This is a genomic window from Natrinema caseinilyticum (genome assembly GCF_024227435.1).
Classification (GTDB): domain Archaea; phylum Halobacteriota; class Halobacteria; order Halobacteriales; family Natrialbaceae; genus Natrinema; species Natrinema caseinilyticum.
Genome location: NZ_CP100446.1, coordinates 183,736 through 204,545, shown reverse-complemented (window position 1 = coordinate 204,545; position 20,810 = coordinate 183,736). Strand labels below are relative to the sequence as shown.

The 20,810-nt window shown below is 54.8% G+C and carries 12 protein-coding genes and 2 pseudogenes; 10 read left to right on the top strand and 4 right to left on the bottom strand.

Annotated elements, in window-relative coordinates; translation table 11 throughout:
• The first annotated feature begins 72 nt into the window (after positions 1 to 72).
• Positions 73 to 1,212 carry a DUF1214 domain-containing protein gene (locus NJT13_RS20295; RefSeq protein ID WP_254525967.1) on the top strand — a complete coding sequence of 380 codons (1,140 nt, stop codon included), beginning with the start codon at positions 73 to 75 and terminating at the stop codon, positions 1,210 to 1,212.
• 44 nt (positions 1,213 to 1,256) lie between these two features.
• Positions 1,257 to 2,990: a SulP family inorganic anion transporter gene (locus NJT13_RS20290; RefSeq protein ID WP_254525966.1), complete on the top strand. Its 1,734-nt coding sequence runs from the start codon at positions 1,257 to 1,259 to the stop codon at positions 2,988 to 2,990.
• A 1,096-nt stretch (positions 2,991 to 4,086) separates the two neighbouring features.
• On the opposite strand, the pseudogene phaC reads toward NJT13_RS20290, so the two are convergent.
• Together phaC and NJT13_RS20280 are read right to left on the bottom strand one after the other, a co-directional pair.
• Positions 4,087 to 5,175, bottom strand: a pseudogene (gene phaC / locus NJT13_RS20285) (class III poly(R)-hydroxyalkanoic acid synthase subunit PhaC); the annotation flags it as partial.
• On the bottom strand, positions 5,172 to 5,753 hold the full coding sequence (locus NJT13_RS20280) for a hypothetical protein (RefSeq protein WP_254525965.1): 582 nt from the start codon (positions 5,751 to 5,753) through the stop codon (positions 5,172 to 5,174). The gene NJT13_RS20280 and the pseudogene phaC, both read right to left, overlap by 4 nt.
• A gap of 349 nt (positions 5,754 to 6,102) precedes the next feature.
• Between NJT13_RS20280 and mgtA the strand changes: the two genes are divergently transcribed.
• The 7 genes and pseudogenes from mgtA (at position 6,103) to NJT13_RS20250 (ending at position 17,193) form a co-directional block, all read left to right on the top strand.
• Complete coding sequence (gene mgtA, locus NJT13_RS20275; RefSeq protein ID WP_254525964.1) at positions 6,103 to 8,709, top strand: magnesium-translocating P-type ATPase; 2,607 nt, start codon at positions 6,103 to 6,105, stop codon at positions 8,707 to 8,709.
• A 62-nt stretch (positions 8,710 to 8,771) separates the two neighbouring features.
• A complete protein-coding gene (locus NJT13_RS20270) occupies positions 8,772 to 9,245 on the top strand; it encodes a hypothetical protein (protein ID WP_254525963.1) in 474 nt (157 codons plus the stop codon).
• Between the two features lie 280 nt (positions 9,246 to 9,525).
• Entirely contained in the window at positions 9,526 to 11,958 is a 2,433-nt protein-coding gene (locus NJT13_RS20265; protein WP_254525962.1) for an amino acid permease, read from the top strand.
• 171 nt (positions 11,959 to 12,129) lie between these two features.
• Positions 12,130 to 12,608: pseudogene (locus tag NJT13_RS23575) on the top strand (glyceraldehyde 3-phosphate dehydrogenase NAD-binding domain-containing protein).
• 41 nt (positions 12,609 to 12,649) lie between these two features.
• Entirely contained in the window at positions 12,650 to 13,201 is a 552-nt protein-coding gene (locus tag NJT13_RS23570) for a hypothetical protein (protein ID WP_425499827.1), read from the top strand.
• 71 nt (positions 13,202 to 13,272) lie between these two features.
• Positions 13,273 to 14,499, top strand: a complete 1,227-nt coding sequence (locus NJT13_RS20255; protein ID WP_254525961.1) for a phosphoglycerate kinase — start codon at positions 13,273 to 13,275, stop codon at positions 14,497 to 14,499.
• 105 nt (positions 14,500 to 14,604) lie between these two features.
• Complete coding sequence (locus NJT13_RS20250; protein WP_254525960.1) at positions 14,605 to 17,193, top strand: cation-translocating P-type ATPase; 2,589 nt, start codon at positions 14,605 to 14,607, stop codon at positions 17,191 to 17,193.
• 321 nt (positions 17,194 to 17,514) lie between these two features.
• On the opposite strand, the gene NJT13_RS20245 is transcribed toward NJT13_RS20250, so the two are convergent.
• Both NJT13_RS20245 and NJT13_RS20240 read right to left on the bottom strand, forming a co-directional pair.
• Complete coding sequence (locus NJT13_RS20245) at positions 17,515 to 17,928, bottom strand: universal stress protein (RefSeq protein ID WP_254525959.1); 414 nt, start codon at positions 17,926 to 17,928, stop codon at positions 17,515 to 17,517.
• 154 nt (positions 17,929 to 18,082) lie between these two features.
• Positions 18,083 to 19,114, bottom strand: a complete 1,032-nt coding sequence (locus NJT13_RS20240; protein ID WP_254525958.1) for an AI-2E family transporter — start codon at positions 19,112 to 19,114, stop codon at positions 18,083 to 18,085.
• Between the two features lie 493 nt (positions 19,115 to 19,607).
• On the opposite strand from NJT13_RS20240, the gene NJT13_RS20235 reads away from it, so the two are divergent.
• A complete protein-coding gene (locus NJT13_RS20235; protein ID WP_254525957.1) occupies positions 19,608 to 20,756 on the top strand; it encodes a site-2 protease family protein in 1,149 nt (382 codons plus the stop codon).
• Positions 20,757 to 20,810 lie beyond the last annotated feature (54 nt).

Sequence of the window (20,810 nt, the reverse complement as noted above, 5' to 3'; positions counted from 1 at the left end):
TGGAATGCTGGAGTGGGGTGCGTGTGAGTCGGTCGCAACTGCTGCTGTGGGCCACTCAGAGAGGAATGAGCCATGTACAAGGGGACAAACCACACGACACAAGAATCGGACTCCGAACCGCTGCGGGCAACGCGTCGAAGCGCACTTCGCGGGGCAGGTCTCGCCGGAATACTCTCGCTAGCCGGCGGCAGCGCCACTGCCAGCCAACAGTCCTCGGAAGCAAACGCCCAGCAGACGGACCAGCAGTCGTCAGCAGATGGCGAGTCGATCCCAGTGACATGGGAGAATTACCCACGCGCCAACTGTCATGCTTCATTCCAGGCAACCGTCGACGAGGGCGGGTTCGGACAGCTCTATAATTTCAGAGATATAACGCCAGTCAGCGAGCAGTTGGACGTCGAGGCAAATCGTGACACGATTTACTCACTCGGTGTGTTCGATCTGACCGAGCCAGTCACCATCACGCTCCCAGACAGCGGTGACCGTTACCAGTCAATGAATGTTCAGAACGAGAATCAATATGTGAAGCTGAGCGTCACCGAACCTGGCACGTACACGATCTCACAAGACATGGTTGGGACTCGGTATGCTGGCGTCCTGATCCGCACGTTTGTTGACCCGAACGACCCAGACGATGTAACGCAAGTCCGGCAACTCCAAGACGAGATCGGCGTCGAACAAGCATCGGCTGGCTCGTTCGAGATTCCCAACTGGGATCAACAATCATTCAACCAACTCGACGACGCGCTCACGACAGTCTTTACCACGCTCGAGAACTTCTCGGGCGCGTATGGTGACGTCGATCAAGTCGACCCCGTGAAATTTTTCGTCGCCAGTCCGTCGGGGTGGACCGGCGTCCCGCAGCCGTCGGAAGCGCTCTTCCTCCAACGGATTCCCACCCAGAATGATGGCACAACGCCATACACACTCACCGTCGACGAAGACGTCCCCGTCGACGCGTTCTGGTCAGTCACCGTCTACAACCGTGACCTCTACCTCGAGGAGAACGAGTACGACGCGTATTCGGTCAACAATGTGACCGCAGTACGGGACGCTGACGGCAGTGTCACGATCCACTTTGGCGGCGACCCCGACCAGCCGAACTTCATCTACACGCCAGAAGGATGGCACTATATCGTCCGACTCTATCAACCACGCGAGCCAATCATCAACGGGAGCTATCAGTTCCCCGAGGCCGAGCTGGTCGGGTGAAATCACCAACAACGGGAGTTGCGATAAGCAAAAGGTGAGTCACAGTGTCAAAAGATCTAAAAGAACGGCTTAGCCAACGGTTTTCATCCTCTCTTCCGGTACTGGAGTGGCTTCCGCAGTACGATAAGTCGTGGCTCCGTCTGGACATCGTCGCGGGAATCACCGTTGCAGCGGCGGTCATTCCTGAGGGGTTGGCGTACGCATCGCTTGCAAACTTGCCACCGGAGACTGGCTTGTACGCCGGGTTGATGGCCGCCATCGCGTACCTTTTTCTTGGCACCTCCCGGCAGGTCATGGTGGGACCGACCTCGGCGCTGGCGATCCTGCTCGCAAGTGGTGTTGGGGCAGTCGCTGGCGGAAACAGCGCCTCATACGCGTCTCTTGTAATTATCACCACGATTCTCGTCGGTGTCTTTGCAGTTATCGCGTGGGTGTTTCGGTTGGGATTTCTCGTCCACTTTATGTCGGAATCGGTACTCACGGGGTTTTCCGCCGGGGCGGCGCTGTACATCATGTCGACCCAACTTAACAAACTATTCGGCATCGAGAGTAGCGCGTCACGTGCCTTCTTTGGGGAAACGTTCTTTGGGCGGATATGGTACACCGGAACCAATCTCGCTGAGACGAACCCCGAGACGTTGGCCGTCGGTGTTGCTGGCATCGTGTTGCTCGTCTTCGGAGAACGTTACTTGCCGCGTGCCCCGAATTCGCTCCTCGTCGTCGTTCTCTCGATCATGCTTATGTCGGTCACGAATCTACAGGCCCGCGGTGTTGCGATCGTTGGATCGATTCCGAGCGGCCTCCCCTCGTTGACGGTTCCAGCGGTTCCCAGTATTCCGACGATTGGGTCCCTCGTCCCCGTTGCCATCGCGTTGTTTCTTCTTTCGTACGTCGAAGGCATCAGCGCAGTCGAGACATTTGCTAGACGCCACGACTACCAAACCGATGCCAATCAGGAACTGCTAGCTGATGGCGGCGCCAACCTCGCTGCTGGCTTCGGTGGCGGATTTGTCGTCGGTGGAAGTATGTCTCGGTCAGCGCTCAATGACGCCGTCGGCAGCAAGACACAACTCACGAACGCCGTTGTTGCTCTTGTTCTTGCCGTCGTCTTGCTCTTTCTTACCAGCGTGTTCACGAATCTTCCAGAAACGATTCTCGCAGCAATCGTTATCGTTGCCGTCACTGGCCTTATCGATACGAACGCACTCCGTCAACTGTACCACGTGAGCAAAAGTGAGTTTGCTATCGCGATGTCGGCCTTGCTCGGGGTACTTACAGTCGGGATGATCTGGGGCGTCTTCGTCGGCGTCGTCCTCTCGTTGCTGATCGCGATTTCTCGGGTCAGCCGTCCATTGACACACGAACTCGGTCAGATTGTCAGGACGGACCACTTCGTCGCTCTCGACTTGTATCCGGCGGCAACGACTATCACCGATGTGTTCGTCTACCGCGTCGAAGCTGAGTTGTTTTACGCGAACGCAGATACGGTTCGGATCGACCTCCTCGAACGGCTTGCAGAACGCGATTCTGATGTCGAATTAGTCGTTTTCGACCTTACATCGTCGTCAACAGTCGACTTCGAGGCCGCACAAATGTTGGGGAAACTTGAACAAAAACTCGACTCACGCGAAATCGACCTCCGCTTTGCGGGGGCAGAGTCCGAGGTTGTACAGATGTTTGAAACGACGGGACTCGCGGCGAACGCTGGCGGTGTGAAACCCGAGGAATCGGTCGACGATGTCATTGACCGCTGGAGAGCAGAGCAGTCATCCTCATAGGCGGATCTGTGTTTATCAGGGTATTATCGAACCGCACTGAGCCACCCGAAAGGATGACGACTTAGATCCGAGGCCGATATGAATGTTTTCTCACACACTTGCTGGGTAGATATCAATCCGAAAGTGTGGGAAAGTACGAAAGCCAGTCGTAAGAGTAAAACGAGCCTTCTGTCTGGTTACCTGTCTGATCGCCATTCGGTCCCTATCACCCAGATTGCGCCGATTAGTGCTATAACGTTCAACCCCCAGATGATCACCGCAATGATGACACCTGTGCTCATGGTCATGGTTCTGTTCCTTCCGCAACTCGATAAAACGACTACCCGCACACTCACGCCAACTACCTGAATACTGTGCATCAACTCCAGTCGAATCTGAGACGAATGAAAGTCAATAGCCTCAAGTATATTTCAACTATGCTGGTGGATATTAATATACCCATATGGCATGGAAATCACCTAACTCGATGGAAACGCTGCTATGCTATGAGTGCGTGAGCCAACCATAGGGTACAAGAGATCAACCTGTATTCTGTACCATCGAGCACATGATGCTGACGGTCCAAGTGCAAAAGAAGCCGAATCATGAGTGCTACTGTCCGGGTGACGCCCGGAGCGGCAGCCGGGAAATCCGAATAGGTGAACTTCTGGTTCACGCACTGGCGTTCCGCTCAAGAAGACACTTATCGAGAAGGGTTCATCGATGAAGTAGATTGTTGGAACTCGCTCATCTTCTTATAAACTGCCAGTACTGGCACTCTCCTAAATGCAGTGGGTAGTTGATCAGACTTCCTACACCTTAGTGAGTGATAACCTCGAGCCCCCCACAGCTGGTGGAATATTTTTCTCTTTGCTCGTCGTATCTTCGGTTATGGTTGGTTCAAAGAAATGTTACATCTGCGGAGAACACTTTCAACGAGAAGATGATATAGTTTCCTGTGACCACTGCCACGTCCGTTTTCATCGATCGTGTTTAGAGGAACGGGATGAAGATCACTGTCCTCGCTGTATTGATGAGGGATGGATCAGTGGTATTGAGTTCTAAGGGTGCGCGCAGTATTCGCTACGAACGGGTTACACGCGAAGATGCATATTCACGAGCGGCGTTCAAGCCACTTGCACACTTGTGGCCAGAGATTGGCGTGTGCTTTGTCCGAAACGGCAAGTCCGACATGTCCCGAGGGAAACTCCATTATCTCGGTGTCATCACTCGCGATCACGTTGTTGAACGGTTTGCTGGCTGTGGGTGGGATGAGATTGTCGAATTCACCGACAACCTGAAGCACAGGCATGTTGATATTCTGGATATCTACGTGAGTCCCATTGAGCATGAATTCATTCTCGTAGAGTTTGTTGTCTTGGTAGATATCTCCGATGAACTGAACGTAGGTTTTCCCTGCAATGTCTACACCTTCGCGTAACCAGCGTTCCATTCGGCCGAAGTTCTCGACGAATCCTTCGTTGTCGAGTTTTCGGTACAGTTGTACATACTTCGTCATATAGTTGTTAATGGGATTCATATCAGCGAATCCAGCAGCAAGAAACTCTGCCGGAACATTTCCAAACGTCTCGACGATGGCCTCGGGATCGTAATCGTCAGCCCACATCTCCAGAACGCCGGCGCGCCCGTCGAACTGAAGACCCGTAGCCAACAACACGAGGTTGCGTACCTTCTCTGCGTGAAGGGCGGCATACATCGCACTCATCGTTCCACCCATACAGTAGCCGAACAGGTTGACGGCTTCTCGCTCCGAGCGTTTGCGGACGATATTTACACAGTTATCCATGTAGACGTTGACGTAGTGGTGGAGCGAGAGTTGGCGGTCAAGGACCGACGGTTCATTCCAATTGATGAGATAGACATCGAAGCCGTGTTCGAGAAACCGACGAATGACGCTCTTATCGGGTTGTAGATCAAGGATATACGGCCGATTGATGAGCGCGTAGACAAACAGAAACGGAATGCTGTGTCGTTCGTCTTCCTCAACAAGCGGCTCGTAGTGAAGCAGTTCGAGCTTGTTTTCCTCGTAAACGACTTCGTGTGGCGTCTGCCCTAGATTTGCATGGTCAATCTCTCGGAGTCGGTCAGGCAACTCCTCGGCCTTTCTCCCGAAATCTAACGTCTCTTCCATGACCTGTCGTTGGAGGTCAATAGTTGCTGTTACTGGGTCGGGGAAGGGGGTCATTCGATCACCTTGAACTGTTCCTCCCCTTCAATATCGGCGGCTTCGAGAATCGCATCGAGTTTCTCCTCGATTTTCTTTTGGCGAGCTTCCATCTGGAGCAACCATTTACCCACCTCTTCGAGGCTACGATCCGTCGGAAGGTTCAATGCATGCAGGACATCACGTCGTAGCTGATTTAATTGTCGTTGCTCAGTAAGTTGCTCTTCCAGAGTATCGTTCATATCTTCTGCAAACACGGGCCGACTCGCCACTTCACTGAACGCATCATCCATCGCATGGAGACAGATCATCTGGAGTTGCCGCAGATCGATACCCTCCTCTGAAATCGCATCGTCGAGATGTATGAGTATATTCAAGAGCGTCTCTTCCCAGATATCGTAGCCCCATTCTAGACGACGAAGCTGTTCCCGTTGCGGCGACTCTGAGGGAACTACCGATTTTGTCGCATTCAACCAACTGTCGACGCCGGCACGCTGAACCTCAAGCGACTGTTTCAAGATGGCCCGTGCGGTCTCATATTGCCATTCGACGGCCTGTTGCCACCCAAGAACCGGGGTGTGCTCGAGATCAGAATCCATGCGGACAAATAACGTGATTTTAGCAAATAGGTGTTTTCGAGCGGATATATTGAAATAATGTGATCTGGACATAACGTCGTCCAAGTTCATTTTCGCCGTCGAGATTAGCAAACAGGCACTCATCACACGCGGTGCGTTGATAATCCTCTGCGTTGCGAACGCATTGCGAATCGCTTTGTCTACCTCTTGGCATCCTCTCAGTCGGTGGCTCTGACTTCGCCACCACGGATATTTTGGCCTTTCCTCGCCACAGAGTGCCGTGATACCAGCGCTCTTTCTAGGGGCGAAATAAGCGCAGGCCCTGCAACTATTATCTTGAGCGTGGGAGCCGGTTACTGAGTAATACGCTGTGAGCGAAGATACCGCGACCTTCTGGTCGCAGCCTCTCGAGAAACTCTACGGTCAGCTAGATGCCACCAAACGAGGACTTGAGCCACGGGAGGCCGAAACTCGCCTTTCCACGTACGGGTACAACCGTCTCCGAGAGCGGCAGCGAGCGACAGACTTCCGACTATTCGTCGGCCAGTTTCGCAGTCCGATTGTCCTTATATTACTCTTCGCTGCCGGGGTGGCGTTCATTGTCGGCGACCGGGCGGATGCGGCTATCATCGTGAGCATCGTTCTCATCAGCTCATTACTTGGATTCTGGCAAGAGCGAGGTGCGGCTGACGCCGTTGCGAGTCTATTCGAGACGATCCAACTTACTACGACAGTTCGGCGGGGCGGGAAAGATATCGATGTCCCCGTTGAGGAAATCGTGCCCGGCGATATCGTCCGGCTTTCAGCGGGTGATACGGTTCCGGGTGACTGTCGATTGGTCGAATCGTCGGATCTAAACGTTGACGAAGCTGCGTTGACGGGCGAGGCATATCCCATCGAAAAGTCCCCTGATACGCTTCCGGCTGACACCCCGTTAGCGAAGCGGTCAAACGCTCTTTTCATGGGAACACATGTTGTAAGTGGACAAGCGACGGCGCTCGTCGTGCGAACGGGGCGTGAAACGGAATTTGGAAGGATCTCGGAGCATCTTCAACAACGTTCGACGACCGAGTTCGAGCGCGGAATTCGTCGCTTTGGAAAGCTCCTGAGCGAAGTCACGCTGTTGCTCGTCCTTGGTATTTTCGCGATCAACGTCTACTTCGCTCGACCCGTGCTGGACTCGTTTCTTTTTGCTCTTGCTCTTGCAGTTGGGTTAACACCGCAACTACTCCCCGCAATCATCAGTGTGAATCTAGCGAGCGGGGCGAAGGCAATGGCCTGTGAACGTGTAATCGTCAAGCGACTCTCGTCGATTGAGGACTTCGGGAGTATGAGCGTCCTCTGTACGGATAAGACGGGAACCCTTACAGAGGGTGAAGTTCGCGTCGAATCTGCACGAGATATCACGGGAAACCGGAGCGATCGAGTCCGACGACTCGCGTACCTGAACGCTGCCTATGAGACCGGCTTCGATAATCCGATCGATGAAGCGGTTCGACAGCTCGATGAAGACCTCACAGGAACCGAAAAATTAGACGAGGTGCCGTACGATTTCACTCGAAAACGATTGAGTGTACTCCTTACCGGTGACACCGTCCCAGCCGATGGGTTGAGATCCGATCAGACTCGATCACTAAACAACCACCGGCAGGCGACATCACGAAATACGCTCGTGACAAAGGGCGCGGTCGAGAACGTTCTTGAAGTCTGTACGACTGCGATTGGAGCTGACGGCGCGACAGTCCCACTCGACAGCATTCGTGAGGACCTCTTGGCCCAGTTCGAGACGTACAGCGCCAACGGATTTCGCGTTTTGGGTGTCGCATATCGCGAGACAGAACGGATGGACATTGACGAGACCGGCGAAGAAGACATGACGTTTGCGGGTTTTTTGGTGCTTTACGATCCGCCCAAACCCGGCGTCTTCGATACACTCGAGCAATTGGATTCGCTTGGCGTCTCTGTGCGGATAATCACTGGTGATAATCGACATGTCGCAGCACACGTCGCCAAAGACATTGGTTTCGAGGATGTTGAGATCCTCACCGGGACTGAGTTACGAAAGCTGACGGACGAAGCGCTCGTCGCTCGTATCGAAACGGTCACGGTGTTCGCGGAAATCGAGCCGAATCAGAAAGAACGGATCTTGCGGGCGTTTAGGCATGCCGATATCGTCGTCGGATACCTTGGCGACGGGATCAACGACGCACCGGCGTTACACGCGGCCGATGTCGGCCTCTCGGTCGACAGCGGCGTGGACGCCGCGAAGGAAGCGGCCGATATCGTCCTGCTCGAGAAGGATCTGCACGTCCTGAAACGCGGTGTGCAGTCGGGGCGAAAGACGTTCGCGAATACTCTGAAGTACGTCTTCATGGCGACGAGCGCAAACTTCGGTAACATGTTCAGTATGGCTGTTGCGTCGTTATTTCTGCCGTTCCTTCCGCTTCTTCCGACCCAGATTTTACTAATGAATCTCCTAACAGACATTCCTGAATTGACTATTTCAACCGACGAGGTCGACCACGAACTCGTCGAACAGCCACATCGATGGGATCTCGGATTCATCAAACGCTTCATGGCGACGTTTGGACTCGTTAGTTCGGTCTTTGACTTCGTCACGTTCGGTGTGTTATTGATCGTACTCAACGCGTCAGTGGCTGAGTTTCGCACAGGATGGGCCGTCATGTCCGTTATTTCAGCATCGATCGTTGTCCTCGTGATTCGAACGCGCCGCCCGCTTTTCCGGAGTTCACCGAGCCGCTATCTGATTGCCGCAACGATTGCTATCATTGTCATTACATCGACCTTGCCTTACACGCCGATAGGAACAGTATTTAAATTCACACCATTACCGCCGATTTTCCTCGCGATCGTTGCGATGATCGTTCTATCGTACGTCACCGCTGCCGAGATCGTCAAGTACGTTTTCTACCGGCATCTCGTGGCGACAGATGCATCGGAACCACCCGACGAGTAAGTTTCAGAATTATATGATTCACTGATTGTATTTGTGTGTTACTATTAATAATAAATGGGTGCATGGCGTATAATACGTCCATGAGGACACCGGTTAAGAGATTTCTAGTAATGCTCTGTGGATGTACTGTTGCCGCAGGTGTCATCACTGTGTTGCTCGCACCGCCGACACTACTGTTTGGGATTTTTTCGTTTGCTATAATCATGATCGCTGCTATTCTCCTTTCATACATCGTTGGTTATCTTGGAACGCCTTGGAGCGAGGATATCGAAGTGTCGTATAAGGTACCGACAGAGACACCGTCGACGACAACTCAGGCCGACATCCGAGAGTTTCGATGGGCTATCAGAGAAGGAATCGGCATGGCGATCGCATCGCTGTTCGGATTGCTGTTGTTGGTGCTGTTCTTAATGGAAGAAACGGAATTGGTCTCGTCGACAGGAGTTTCGATCGGTGAAATTAGTGAGTTGTTTCTTCTCGTCATCGTTGCGATCGCACTCGCCGCTCTTGCACTTTGGAGTTGGAAAGGGCGGTGATTGCATCGCCCGAGACACACTTCTGATAGTGTCATTCACCACACCGATAAACGAACATTTTGTGGATGCGCCTGAAAGAAAGTGTTGATGCCAGCGTCTATCGGTCTCATCATCGGGACTGTACTCACGATCGCTGGATGGGTCGGTTTGCTCGGAGCCGTTATTCACGGACGCCACGTGGTGAATAAACTGAACACACCACCAGAGCAGGAGAGGCACCGAGAGCCTGTCGGCGACCAGAACAGGTCACACGACAATGAGAGATAATCAGACTGGAGGAATGACTTCCTCCGGAGAGGATGGGGCAGATTTCGCTCGCGAGCTGACGCTTACGGATATCACTCTCCTCGGTGTCGGAGCGATGATCGGTGGGAGCGTCTTCGTTCTTACCGGACTCGCGGCAGGAGAGGCGGGTCCAGCATTGGTTCTCGCGTTCGCACTCAATGGGATCATCACCATTTTCACCGCGATGACGTATGCCGAGCTCGGAAGTGCCATTCCGGAACCCGGTGGGGGCTACCTGTGGGTCCGGACGGCACTCGGCAGGTCGCAGGCGTTTATCTCTGGATGGATGAGCTGGTTCGCCCACGCTGTCGCTGGGTCTCTCTACGTTCTCACATTCGGCTCGTTTGTCACGCTGATTCTCACAGCGTACTTCGAGCTCACACTGGGTCTCTCAGACGTTCAATTACAGAAGGGATTTGCCGTCCTTGCGACCGCTGCGTTCACGTACGTGAATTACCGTGGGACGAAAGAAACCAGTTTCGCCGAAAATGTCGTCACGATACTCCAACTAGTCGTTATCGTTGTTGTCATCGCGGCCGGCTTTCGAGTCGCCGTCTCGTCACCCCAGGTGACGATCAGTAATCTCGAGCCGTTCACGCCGAACGGCGCAGGCGGCGTCTTCCTCGCGATGGGGCTGACCTTCATCGCCTTCGAGGGGTACGAAATCATCGTTCAATCTGGACGTGAGGTCATCAATCCTCGAGAAAATGTTCCGAAAGCGGTCTTCTATTCGATGCTTATCGTCGTCACCCTCTATATTCTGATTGGGATCGTGATGCTCGGTGCGATCACCGTCACACCTGACCTTATCCAGACCGCCCAGGCGACGGACAGCATCGGCGGCACGACGATCCCTGACCTCCCGGCGAACCCCGCCGTCTGGCAAGTCGTCGGTCACTTGGGCGAATTTGGCCTCGCGCAGGCTGTCGGCCAACTGTTGCCCTACGGAACGCTAATCATTCTTCTGACTGGTATCCTGTCATCGCTGGCCGCGCTCAACGCGACAACATTTTCGAGCTCGCGCGTGGGCTACGCGCTCGGACACGATCACGTCTTTCCAGAGTCGTTCAGCCGAATCCACACGGAGAATCAGACACCGTACATATCAGTCGTTCTCAGCGGTGCGTTGATCGCCGTCATGGCCGTCTCGCTTCCGCTCGCACAGGTGGCTGCGGCGACGGATCTGATGTTCCTGCTATTGTTCTTGCAAGTGAATTACTCGATGATAAAGATCCGCCGGGAACTCGGTGAGGAGCTCACGTACGGCTATCTGGCACCGTGGTTTCCGTACGTTCCGATGATCGGGATCGGCACGAAGCTCCTCCTCGCGGTCTACTTCTTCAACTACAGCCCGCTCGCGTGGGCGATCGCAGTCGGCTGGATCGGGTCTGGTGTGGTCGTGTTCTGGGTCTATTCCCGGGGACGCATTCGCCGGACGGAAGTTCCCGAAACGCGGGCCCTCGTCGAGGAACGCGCCATACAAGAACGGCCCTATCAGGTGCTCGTTCCGATCGACAAACCTGAAAACGCAGAACGGCTCGTCGACATCGCCAGTGCGATCGCTCGCCGGAACGACGGCGAACTGTTACTGACGACGATCGTCACGATGCCCGTTCAGACACCGATCGAACGGGGTGGTGAGCGCGTCTCCGAGGAACGAGAGATGCTCGCTGATGCAATGCAGTACGCCCCAGATGACATCCCGGCACACCGAAGCGTCACCGTCGGTCGAACTCCGGGACGTAGTATCGTCGATCTCACGCGACGGTACGACAGCGATATGGTCGTTCTCGGCTGGCGTGGTCGCCGAAAGCGAATCACAAGCGCGATGCTCGGGTCCACGATCGATCACGTCGTCGAAAACGCGCCCTGCGATGTCATCGTTGCGAAGACTGCCGGCCCGGTCGTCCCACAGTCGATCCTTGTACCGACCGACGGCGGTCCACACGCGACGTACGCGGAACAAGTCGGCGGTACGCTCGCCAGCGAATACGATGCGGATTTGACGTTATTAAACGTCGCAACCAGTGATAGGGACGACGCGGAGACGTTCGTTCGGGATCGACGGGCGTTGCTCGAGCGGGTGGGCGTTGAGAGCGAAACAGCGGTCGTTTCGGATGGCGATGTCGCTCACGCGATCGTCGAGTACGCTGAGGAGAATAACGTCGATACGATCGTTGCAGGAGCAGCGCAGGCAGGTCTTGTCCCACAAACGCTCTTCGGAGACATCGCCGAAGATGTCGGCGAGCGGTTCGGTGAAGAGGTGTTGATGGTTAGGAAGTACCGATTCATTCGATCCGCAGTCGTCAGATGGGCCCACAAATGGTTCGCCCGTCGACCGTCGCCGGAAGGTCGAAGCGAGAGTTTTCAGTCGATAAATGCTCCAGAAGAGGATGATTCCGCCGACAGTGATGAACGTCAGAATTGACATTCTTCCATGCGTGAACTACCCCACCCTACTCGCTCCCTCCGGTCGCTCGTTGAGGAAGGGGCCTTAGCGCCTTAATTCAGGTAATCAGCAAAACAGTTGATCTGTCTTTCTTATCAATAAACTGTTTGGTGGGCAACAAATTTACCGACAGGTGGTGCCTGTTCGAACATGAGTAACGATCCATATGGCGAGAATGCGGAGCCGAACGACAGGCTTCGAATCGGGCTCAACGGTTTCGGGCGGATCGGTCGTACTGTCTTGCGCGCCTCGCTGTCCCGTGACGACCTCGAGATCGTCGCCATCAACGACGTAATGGATGCGACGACATGGAGTATCTGCTTCGGTACGACTCGGTTCACGGCCGGTTGGACGGAGTTTCACGAGACGGTAACACACTCTTCGTCGGCGACCAGGAGATTCAGCTGTTCTCCGAGGTCGACCCATCGGTGCTTCCGTGGGAGGAATTTGGAATTGACATCGCCTTCGAAGCGACCGGCCTGTTTTGGACGTACGACGAGGCCGCTCAACACCTCGAGGCAGGAGCCGATAAAGTCATCATCTCGGTCCCGCCGAAAGGCGGGAAAGCGGTCCCACTATTCGTCTACGGCGTTAACCACGAGGAGTATGACGGCGAAGACGTACTCTGAACGCCTCCTGTACCACGAACTCCGTTGCACCGGTCCTGAAGGTGCTCGACGAGGAGTTCGGTGTCGAATCCGGCCTCCTCATGACCGTCCACGCGTACACCGGCAGTCAAGCCGTGATCGATAGCCCGCATCCGAAGCGTCGTCGCGGCCGTGCAGCCGCAGAAAATATCATTCCAACCACGACAGGAGCCGCGAACGCGACGACTGAAGTCCTCCCGGAACTCGAGGGAAAACTCGATGGGATGGCGATGCGCGTGCCGATCCCGAACGGCTCAATCACTGACCTGACTGTCAACCTCGAGACCGACATCACGAAAACAGAATTGGCCGATGTCATCCGTGCCGCGGCCGACGCGGAACTCGCAGGGGTCCTCGGTTACACGGACGAAGAGATCGTCTCTCGGGACATCATCGGGTTGCCGCTGGCGTCGTACGTCGGTCTCGAGTCGCTACTGGTCGTCGAGGACCGGCTAGTGAAGGTCCTCGCCTGGTATGACAACGAGTATGGGTATTCGGCGAAGATGCTGGATCTCGCGATGTACGTCGCAGCCGAATCCGAAACCATCGACGCTGAAACGGCAGTCGCACGGTGATGTCGCCAGCCTCAGAAATCGACCCCGACTCAGCCATCTGAACGGCTGTGACGGATATCTGTGATCAGAATATGACAACAACGACGTTTTCCACCATTGACGAGCTCGAACCAGAACAGCGGCTGCTCGTACGGATCGACGTTAACGCTCCCGTCGAAGACGGCATCGTACAGGACGACCGTCGATTCGCACGTCACGCTGAGACGCTCCGCGAACTGCTCGACCGCGACCATGCGATCGCACTGCTTGCACACCAGGGCCGGCCCGGTGAGGAGACGTTCATCTCACTGCGGCAACACGCCGATATCCTCGCTGAACACCTCGAACGAGAAGTCGACTTTGTACCCGATACATTTGGCGAGGCCGCGCTCGCGGCAATTGACTGCCTCGAGTCGGGTGACGTGCTCCTCCTTGAGAACGTCCGGATGTGTGATGGGGAACTACCTGAGGAAGACTCGGATAGGAAGGGTGAAACGAAACTCGTTCAGACGCTTGCACCGGCGTTCGACGCCTACGTCGACGATGCATACTCGGTCGCTCACCGATCACACGCCTCGATCGTCGGCTTCCCTTGCGTCATGGATGCATACGCAGGTCGCGTAATGGAACGCGAGTATACGGCAAACACGGCCATTCGAGAGCGATCGTTCGACGGGACCGTCACGTTGGCGCTCGGCGGCACGAAAGCAGAGGACTCCATCCCAGTCATCGAACGGGTGGATAAGACGGTCGATCAGTTCTGTCTCGGTGGCGTTATCGGTGAACTATCTCTGCGAGCCGCTGGTCACGACATGGGGTATGATATCGAAGGGACGGAACTCTTTGACCACCAGTGGGAGGCTCATCAGGAGACGATCAAACACGTGCTTGCGGAGTACGGTGATCGCTTACACCTCCTCAAGGATCTCGCGTATGAGGCCAACGGCACTCGTGCGGAGACAACCGTCGAGGGTGTCACAAAAGAGACATCCTATTTCGACATCGGCTCAGAGACGGCCAGGCGTTACGCCGATCTCGTTACCGAGTCCGAGGCTGTCTTTGTCAAAGGTGCACTCGGCGTCTTCGAAGATGAACGATTCGCCGAGGGAACCACCGAAGTCCTCTCTGCGATTGCCGACACCGAATGCTTCTCTATCATCGGTGGGGGAGATACAGCCCACGCAATCGGACTATACGGCCTCGACAAAGATGACTTCTCGCGGGTCTCAATCGCTGGCGGTGCGTATGTCCGTGCACTCTCCGGGGAGCCACTCATCGGTGTCGAAGTACTCGAACGGCCGGATTCTGTATCTTGTTGATGCCCAGATCATATTGCGGACGACGAGATGTAATGAATCTCCAACAATTATACCAATCCAACCATTGAAGGATTTTTCGAGATGGTGAGTGTGGAGTACCGGTGAATGGAACAGAACCCACCCCGCTCGCGTTCCATCCGTCGCGTCCGTGGCCTCTCTCACTCTGAAGCAGCGAAACGACTCAGACGTGACGGTCCCAACGTCCTGCCAACGCAGCAACCGCCACCGGCTTGGCGGCTGCTCGCCGAGCAGTTTGTTCACTTCTTCGCAATCATGCTCTGGGTGGCAAGCGGCCTCGCTGTCGTCGCCGGCATGATGGAACTCGGGATCGCCATCGTTCTGGTCGTCGTGATCAACGGGCTCTTTGCGTTCGCACAGGAATACCGCGCCGAACGTGCAGCCGAACGGCTCCGAGATTTACTCCCGAAACGAGCCACTGTCCGACGTGACGGGACGATACGTGAAATTGATGCGACGGAACTCGTCGTCGATGACGTCGTACTGCTCGGCCCAGGAGATCGTGTTTCGGCGGATCTCGAGATCGTTGACTCTCACTCCCTCCAGCTCGATGTCTCGTTACTCACCGGTGAGAGTGATCCGGAGCCGGTTGAGGAAGGTGAGACGGCATATGCGGGCACGTTCGTCGTCGAAGGTGAAGCAACAGGGGTGGTTCGAGCAACCGGTTCCGAAACGCGGCTCGGCGAAATTGCAGCGCTGACACGTGCACGAGAGCGGCCGGAGACACCACTGCATCGTGAGATCGATCGACTTGTTCGAATTATTGCAGCTGTCGCGGTCGCAGTTGGTGGTGTGTTCTTCGCTGTGAGCGTCGCACTTGGAACCGATCCCAGCGTCGGCATTCTCTTCGCCATCGGCGTCACGGTTGCACTTGTTCCTGAAGGCCTGCTCCCGAGCGTCACGATGTCACTCGCCGTCGGTGCCAAGCGCCTTGCAGCCGACAACGCGCTCGTGCGACGACTCGAGTCCGTCGAGACGCTTGGATCGACGACGTTCATCTGTACGGATAAGACGGGAACGCTCACGCAAAATCGGATGGCTGTGGTCGAAGCGTGGACACCGGCGGGCACTGCCCATATCGAGGGCGACGGCTATGATCCAACGGGAACTGTGGAGGTTGGCGACGAAACGAAACCCCTACTTCGAGAACTGGGAACCGTCGTCGCCCGGTGTTCGACCGGTGACATCGAACGCCGCGATGGGGAGTGGGTGGCACACGGGGATCCGATGGAGGCTGCGCTCGTTACGTTCGCTCGTCGGCTGGATGTAGACATTCAGGATCAGATCCAGACTGACCCAGAGGTCAAGCGGTTCCCGTTCGATCCCCGGCGGCGGCGAACATCTGTCCTGACGCAGGATCAGCTGTTGGTCATGGGTGCCCCGGAGGCAGTCATCGAGCGGACGCGTCATGAAGCGGGCGATGTGCAGACGGTCGTCGCAGAGATGGCGGAACGTGGCCTTCGCGTTCTCGCGGTCGCAACCCGACCGGCAAACGAGGTGACTGCCGATGCCGATCTCGAGGCGATCGAAACGGACCTCGAGTTGGTCGGCGTCGTCGGTCTCGAGGACCCGCCACGTCCCGGTGTGGCGGCGGCTGTCACCGAAAGCAAGAACGCGTCCGTCCGGACAGCGATGATAACGGGTGACCATCCGACGACGGCGCGAGCGATCGCCGAAGAAGTCGGGTTGGTAGGCGATGATGGACTCGTCATTGACGGTGATGAGCTTCCGGACGACGACCAGATGCTCGGAGCGCTTTTGGACCGCGATGGTGTCGTGGTCAGTCGAGTCAGTCCTGAAGATAAACTCCTGATCGCCCATGCGTTACAGGATCGTGGGCACGTCGTAGCGATGACTGGCGATGGTGTCAACGATGGGCCAGCGCTGCAAGAGGCCGATGTCGGCGTTGCGATGGGGCGCTCAGGAACGGACGTTGCACGTGAAGCGGCTGATCTCGTACTGCTTGACGATGATTTCGAGACGATCGTCAACGCGATCAGGCAAGGTCGGGCAACGTTTTATAACATCAAACGGTTCCTTACTTACCATCTCACTGACAATGTCGCCCAACTCACCCCGTTCGTTGTGTGGGCACTCGCGGCGGGTCAGTTCCCGCTTGCGCTCGGCATCCTCCAGATTCTTGCACTCGACATCGGAACAGATCTCCTTCCAGCACTCGCACTCGGTTCGGAACCGCCCGCTGAAGATGTGCTCGAGCAGCCCCTCGAGGCCGAACATCTTATCGACGAGACGGTACTCGGTCGTGCATTCGGCGTTCTCGGCCCGGCTGAAGCAACCGTCGAGATGACCGCATTCGTCGTCTCGCTCGCTGCCTTTGGTTGGGTACCGGGCGGGCCATTTCCCGAGCAACCTGAACTATTCGCTGCGTCAGGTGCGGCGTTTACTGCCGTCGTTGTGGGCCAGATGGCAAACGCATTCGCCTGTCGGAGCACGACTCACTGGCCGGGCGAGTTGGGTTGGACATCGAACCGCCTTCTGGTCGGTGCCGTCATTGTCGAACTACTGGCGTTGCTTGCCTTCCTCTTCGTTGGGCCGATTGCAAGGATTCTCGGGCAGGCACCACCGCCATTGGAAGGTGGCCTTGTCGCTCTACTTGCGTCACCCGTTTTGCTGGTGGTTGATTCGATACACAAACGCTGGCGGGCGAGGTACTGATGATCGGCTCTCGAAGTCGGCTTTGGGCTTTGTATCGAAGTTGGTCATCCAGTGTTGGTCTCCCTGTCATCGATGACGAATGATCACTCGCGAGAAAGAACGTCACCTCCGTGATATCGTCCGGTTCACTGATCTGCCGCAGCCGAATCGGTCGGGGGGTTTCAGACTCTATCAGAGATCTTCTATCCACGTCTCGATGCCGCTCCTATGTTGCGATGCGACGATCGTCGGGCTTCATCGACAAGCAGTATTTGCCCTAATCCTGTGTGAATCCACAGGTATCGATCCCGAGGCAGTTCACAAGTTGGCGGTTCCGCGAAGCTATTCGGCTTTTGACCGAACTGTTAAGACAGGAATCGTCGCGTGTCGGACAACTCGTTCCGCGACGCTGCCGATAAGCACGTGATCGAATCCAGATCTCCCGTGAGTACCCATCACGATGATATCAATGTTGTTCTCTTCACTATATTCCAGGATTTCTTGTGCTGGTTCCCCTTTCCGGGTTTCGGTCACTACGTCGACTCCTTTCTCATGGCATTGCTGTTCGACATCTTCAACGGCATGTTCTGCATGCTCCTCCGGATAGTATCGAATATGATCACGCGTCACGACGTACGGCACAACCGAAAGTGCATGGACTGATGCTCCAAACTGGTCCGCGATCGCGATTCCGTTTTCGACTGCATGAGCGACGTTTTCGCTTCCATCGGTCGGTATGAGAACGCGTTCGTACATCGAGTTTAGATGGTGGAAAGTGTAATGATAGCCGTGTCAGTTGCATTTGCAGAGCATTGAAACCCTCTGAGATGAGAGGTTCCACAGTTGTCCTAAAAACACAGCACTTGTATGGTACAGATAAAATCAAGTGTTGATGATTTCAATGTGCCTCTCACTCCTGTTTGACTGCTCCTGACTCAGAATACTCTTGTACGAGTATCTCAATGATAAGCTTCATCAACCCAAGGACGATCGGGCCGATAAAGAGGCCGATAAATCCGAAGAGCGAAATTCCGCCGAAAATGCCGATGATTGTGACAGCTGGACTAAGTTGTGTTCCCCGTCGTATTACTATCGGACGGAGAATGTTATCGACTGTACTGACAACGCCTGCTCCGAAGATCAACAACACGACCGCGGGAAAGGGACGGTCGGCAAGGAACAAATAGAGCGACGCTGGAATCCAGACGATCGACGCACCGACTATGGGAATCATCGCTGCGATGAATGTCGTCACGATCCAGAAAATGACGTTTCCGAGGCCGAGAACGAGAAACACAAGGCCAAGCAGGATTGCCTGTACCCCAGCAACGGTGACGGTCCCCACAAGTGAATTGTGGAGCAACAGGCTGGTTTCTTCGAACAATTCTTCCCGTACCTCTGGTTCGATCGGGAGCATTTCTCGAAACCACGCAACAGCCTTGTCCCCATCTTTTAGCAAGTAGAACAGGACAAAAAACAGGACGGTGAATCCGATGAAGAGCTCGGGGAGTCCACCAATGATACTGAAGAGATTGCCGGCAAGGCCTTGCGCACCAGTTTTGATTGCACCGCTGAATGCCTCATGAAGAGTTGCGGTATCGACCTGAAGACCAATCCTCTCTGCGATCACCTTGTCGAGTTGGGTAACATCTCTAAGCTCAAAGTCTGCAAAGAGTTGCCGGGCCTGATTCACTGCGATACCCAAGATGATGACGATCGGAAGGACGATCAGAAAGAGACCAATGAGCATTGACAGGCCGGCAGACAGTCCCGCGCCGAGCCGCTGTGAGAGCCGGTCGTTGAGAGGTGTAAGCGCGTATGCGAGGATGACTGCGATAAAAATCCAAGTGAGAAACGGCAAGACGATGAATAACGAGACCAGTCCAACTAGAGCACCGATTAGAAGGAGGAACCGTTTCGAACGCTTCGACTCAGCACTCATACGGTTGTGAAATCCTCTAGACAGTGGTTACAGATGAGTACCACGTCGAAGGCTATTAAAGACGGTTTGCGACGATGATGAAATTCACTACTCGGTAGTGGTTGAAGAGGTTCGCATAAAATCAGACCATCAGAGCATCAGAGATGGTCACGAAATTGATTCAATCAGACACGTCGTCACACGAGTACTACGCTGGCAGGGAGGACTGATTGGCACTTCCTACACGTTTTTACTCTGTGATGTGGTGGATAACCAAGATGCCTTCAGAGAATGGAGTAAACCGTGTAACCCTCGATTCGATTGTTGTATATCTCGTGCTCATCGGTCGGCTATTCATCGCGTTCGTCTCTGCTTGCAATGGCGTCTTTTGGTACGTCAACGAGAAAATCGCTCTCGACTACACTGACTACGAACCAGTGTCTGTCCCTGATCTTTGCCAGATGGTATTTTATCACGATCCTGGCGCACGAGAGGGCTCTCGAGTTGATCGGTCATGACGACTAGCTTTACAATTGGACGTATCGGGGGCATTCCGATTCGGATCAACATATCGTTGATCGTGTTCTTACCGATACTGGTGTGGCTGATCGGAAATGGCGTCAATCTTGGGCTGTATTCTGGGATTATCGGTTCTATGGTTGGAGCACCGGTCGATACGGCCACACTTGCACAGGGCGCTACACCATGGGTGATCGGAACCGCTGCCTCGCTCGGTCTCTTCGCGAGCGTCACCATCCACGAACTTGGTCATTCGGTGGTTGCCCGTCGATACGGGGTGGTGATTCAGTCGATCACGCTCTGGATCTTCGGCGGCGTTGCCAACATGGAGTCAATACCGAAAGAATGGAATCAGGAACTCCGAATCGCGATCGCTGGCCCTATCACGAGTTTGCTGCTCGGAGGGCTGTGTTTTGTCGTGGTAAATATTATTCCAGTAGAGTTTCCGGTCATCATATTCGTCATCGGCTGGCTAGCGTTGATGAATGTCGTTCTCGCCCTGTTCAATCTTCTCCCGGCATTCCCAATGGACGGTGGCCGGATTTTTCGCGCCTTCTTGTCTCAATGGCTGTCCTACACCCAAGCGACGCATACTGCCGCCAGAGTTGGTGAGCTATTTGCATTGCTCTTCACGATTATCGGCATTCTCTCTTTCAATGTCATTTTGATTTTTATCGCACTGTTCGTCTATGTGGCAGCAGTCTCTGAGTATCGGACGGTCGCGCTAGCCGAATTACTGGAGGGATTGACTGCCGCTGATGTAATGGAGCGTAATCCTCCGACGGTTTCGGTTGATGCGCCGATTGATGAATTGGTCCGGCAAATGATTCGAGAACGGCAGTTGACATTTCTGGTTGTTGAAAACGGGAGACGCGCTGGTACCGACATCGACATCGTTGGAACAATCACGTTCGATACGCTCAGCCGTTCGCGTGACCACACTACCAATACCGTCGGTGATGTCATGGCTCAAGATGTACCATCAGTTCCAGCAGATACTGCTGCCATGGATGTTCTGATGGAGTTGTGGACAAGTAATTTCGAGCACTTGCTCGTCGAACGAGACGGACACCCAATCGGAATAGTGACGCCGGCAGACGTGATGGAAGTTTCCGATCTCCACAAAGAGGCTGAAATCGGTTGATCATTACCTGCCACTAGATCTTTTATCAGTGGTGGAGAGTCTACTCTAGTTCCT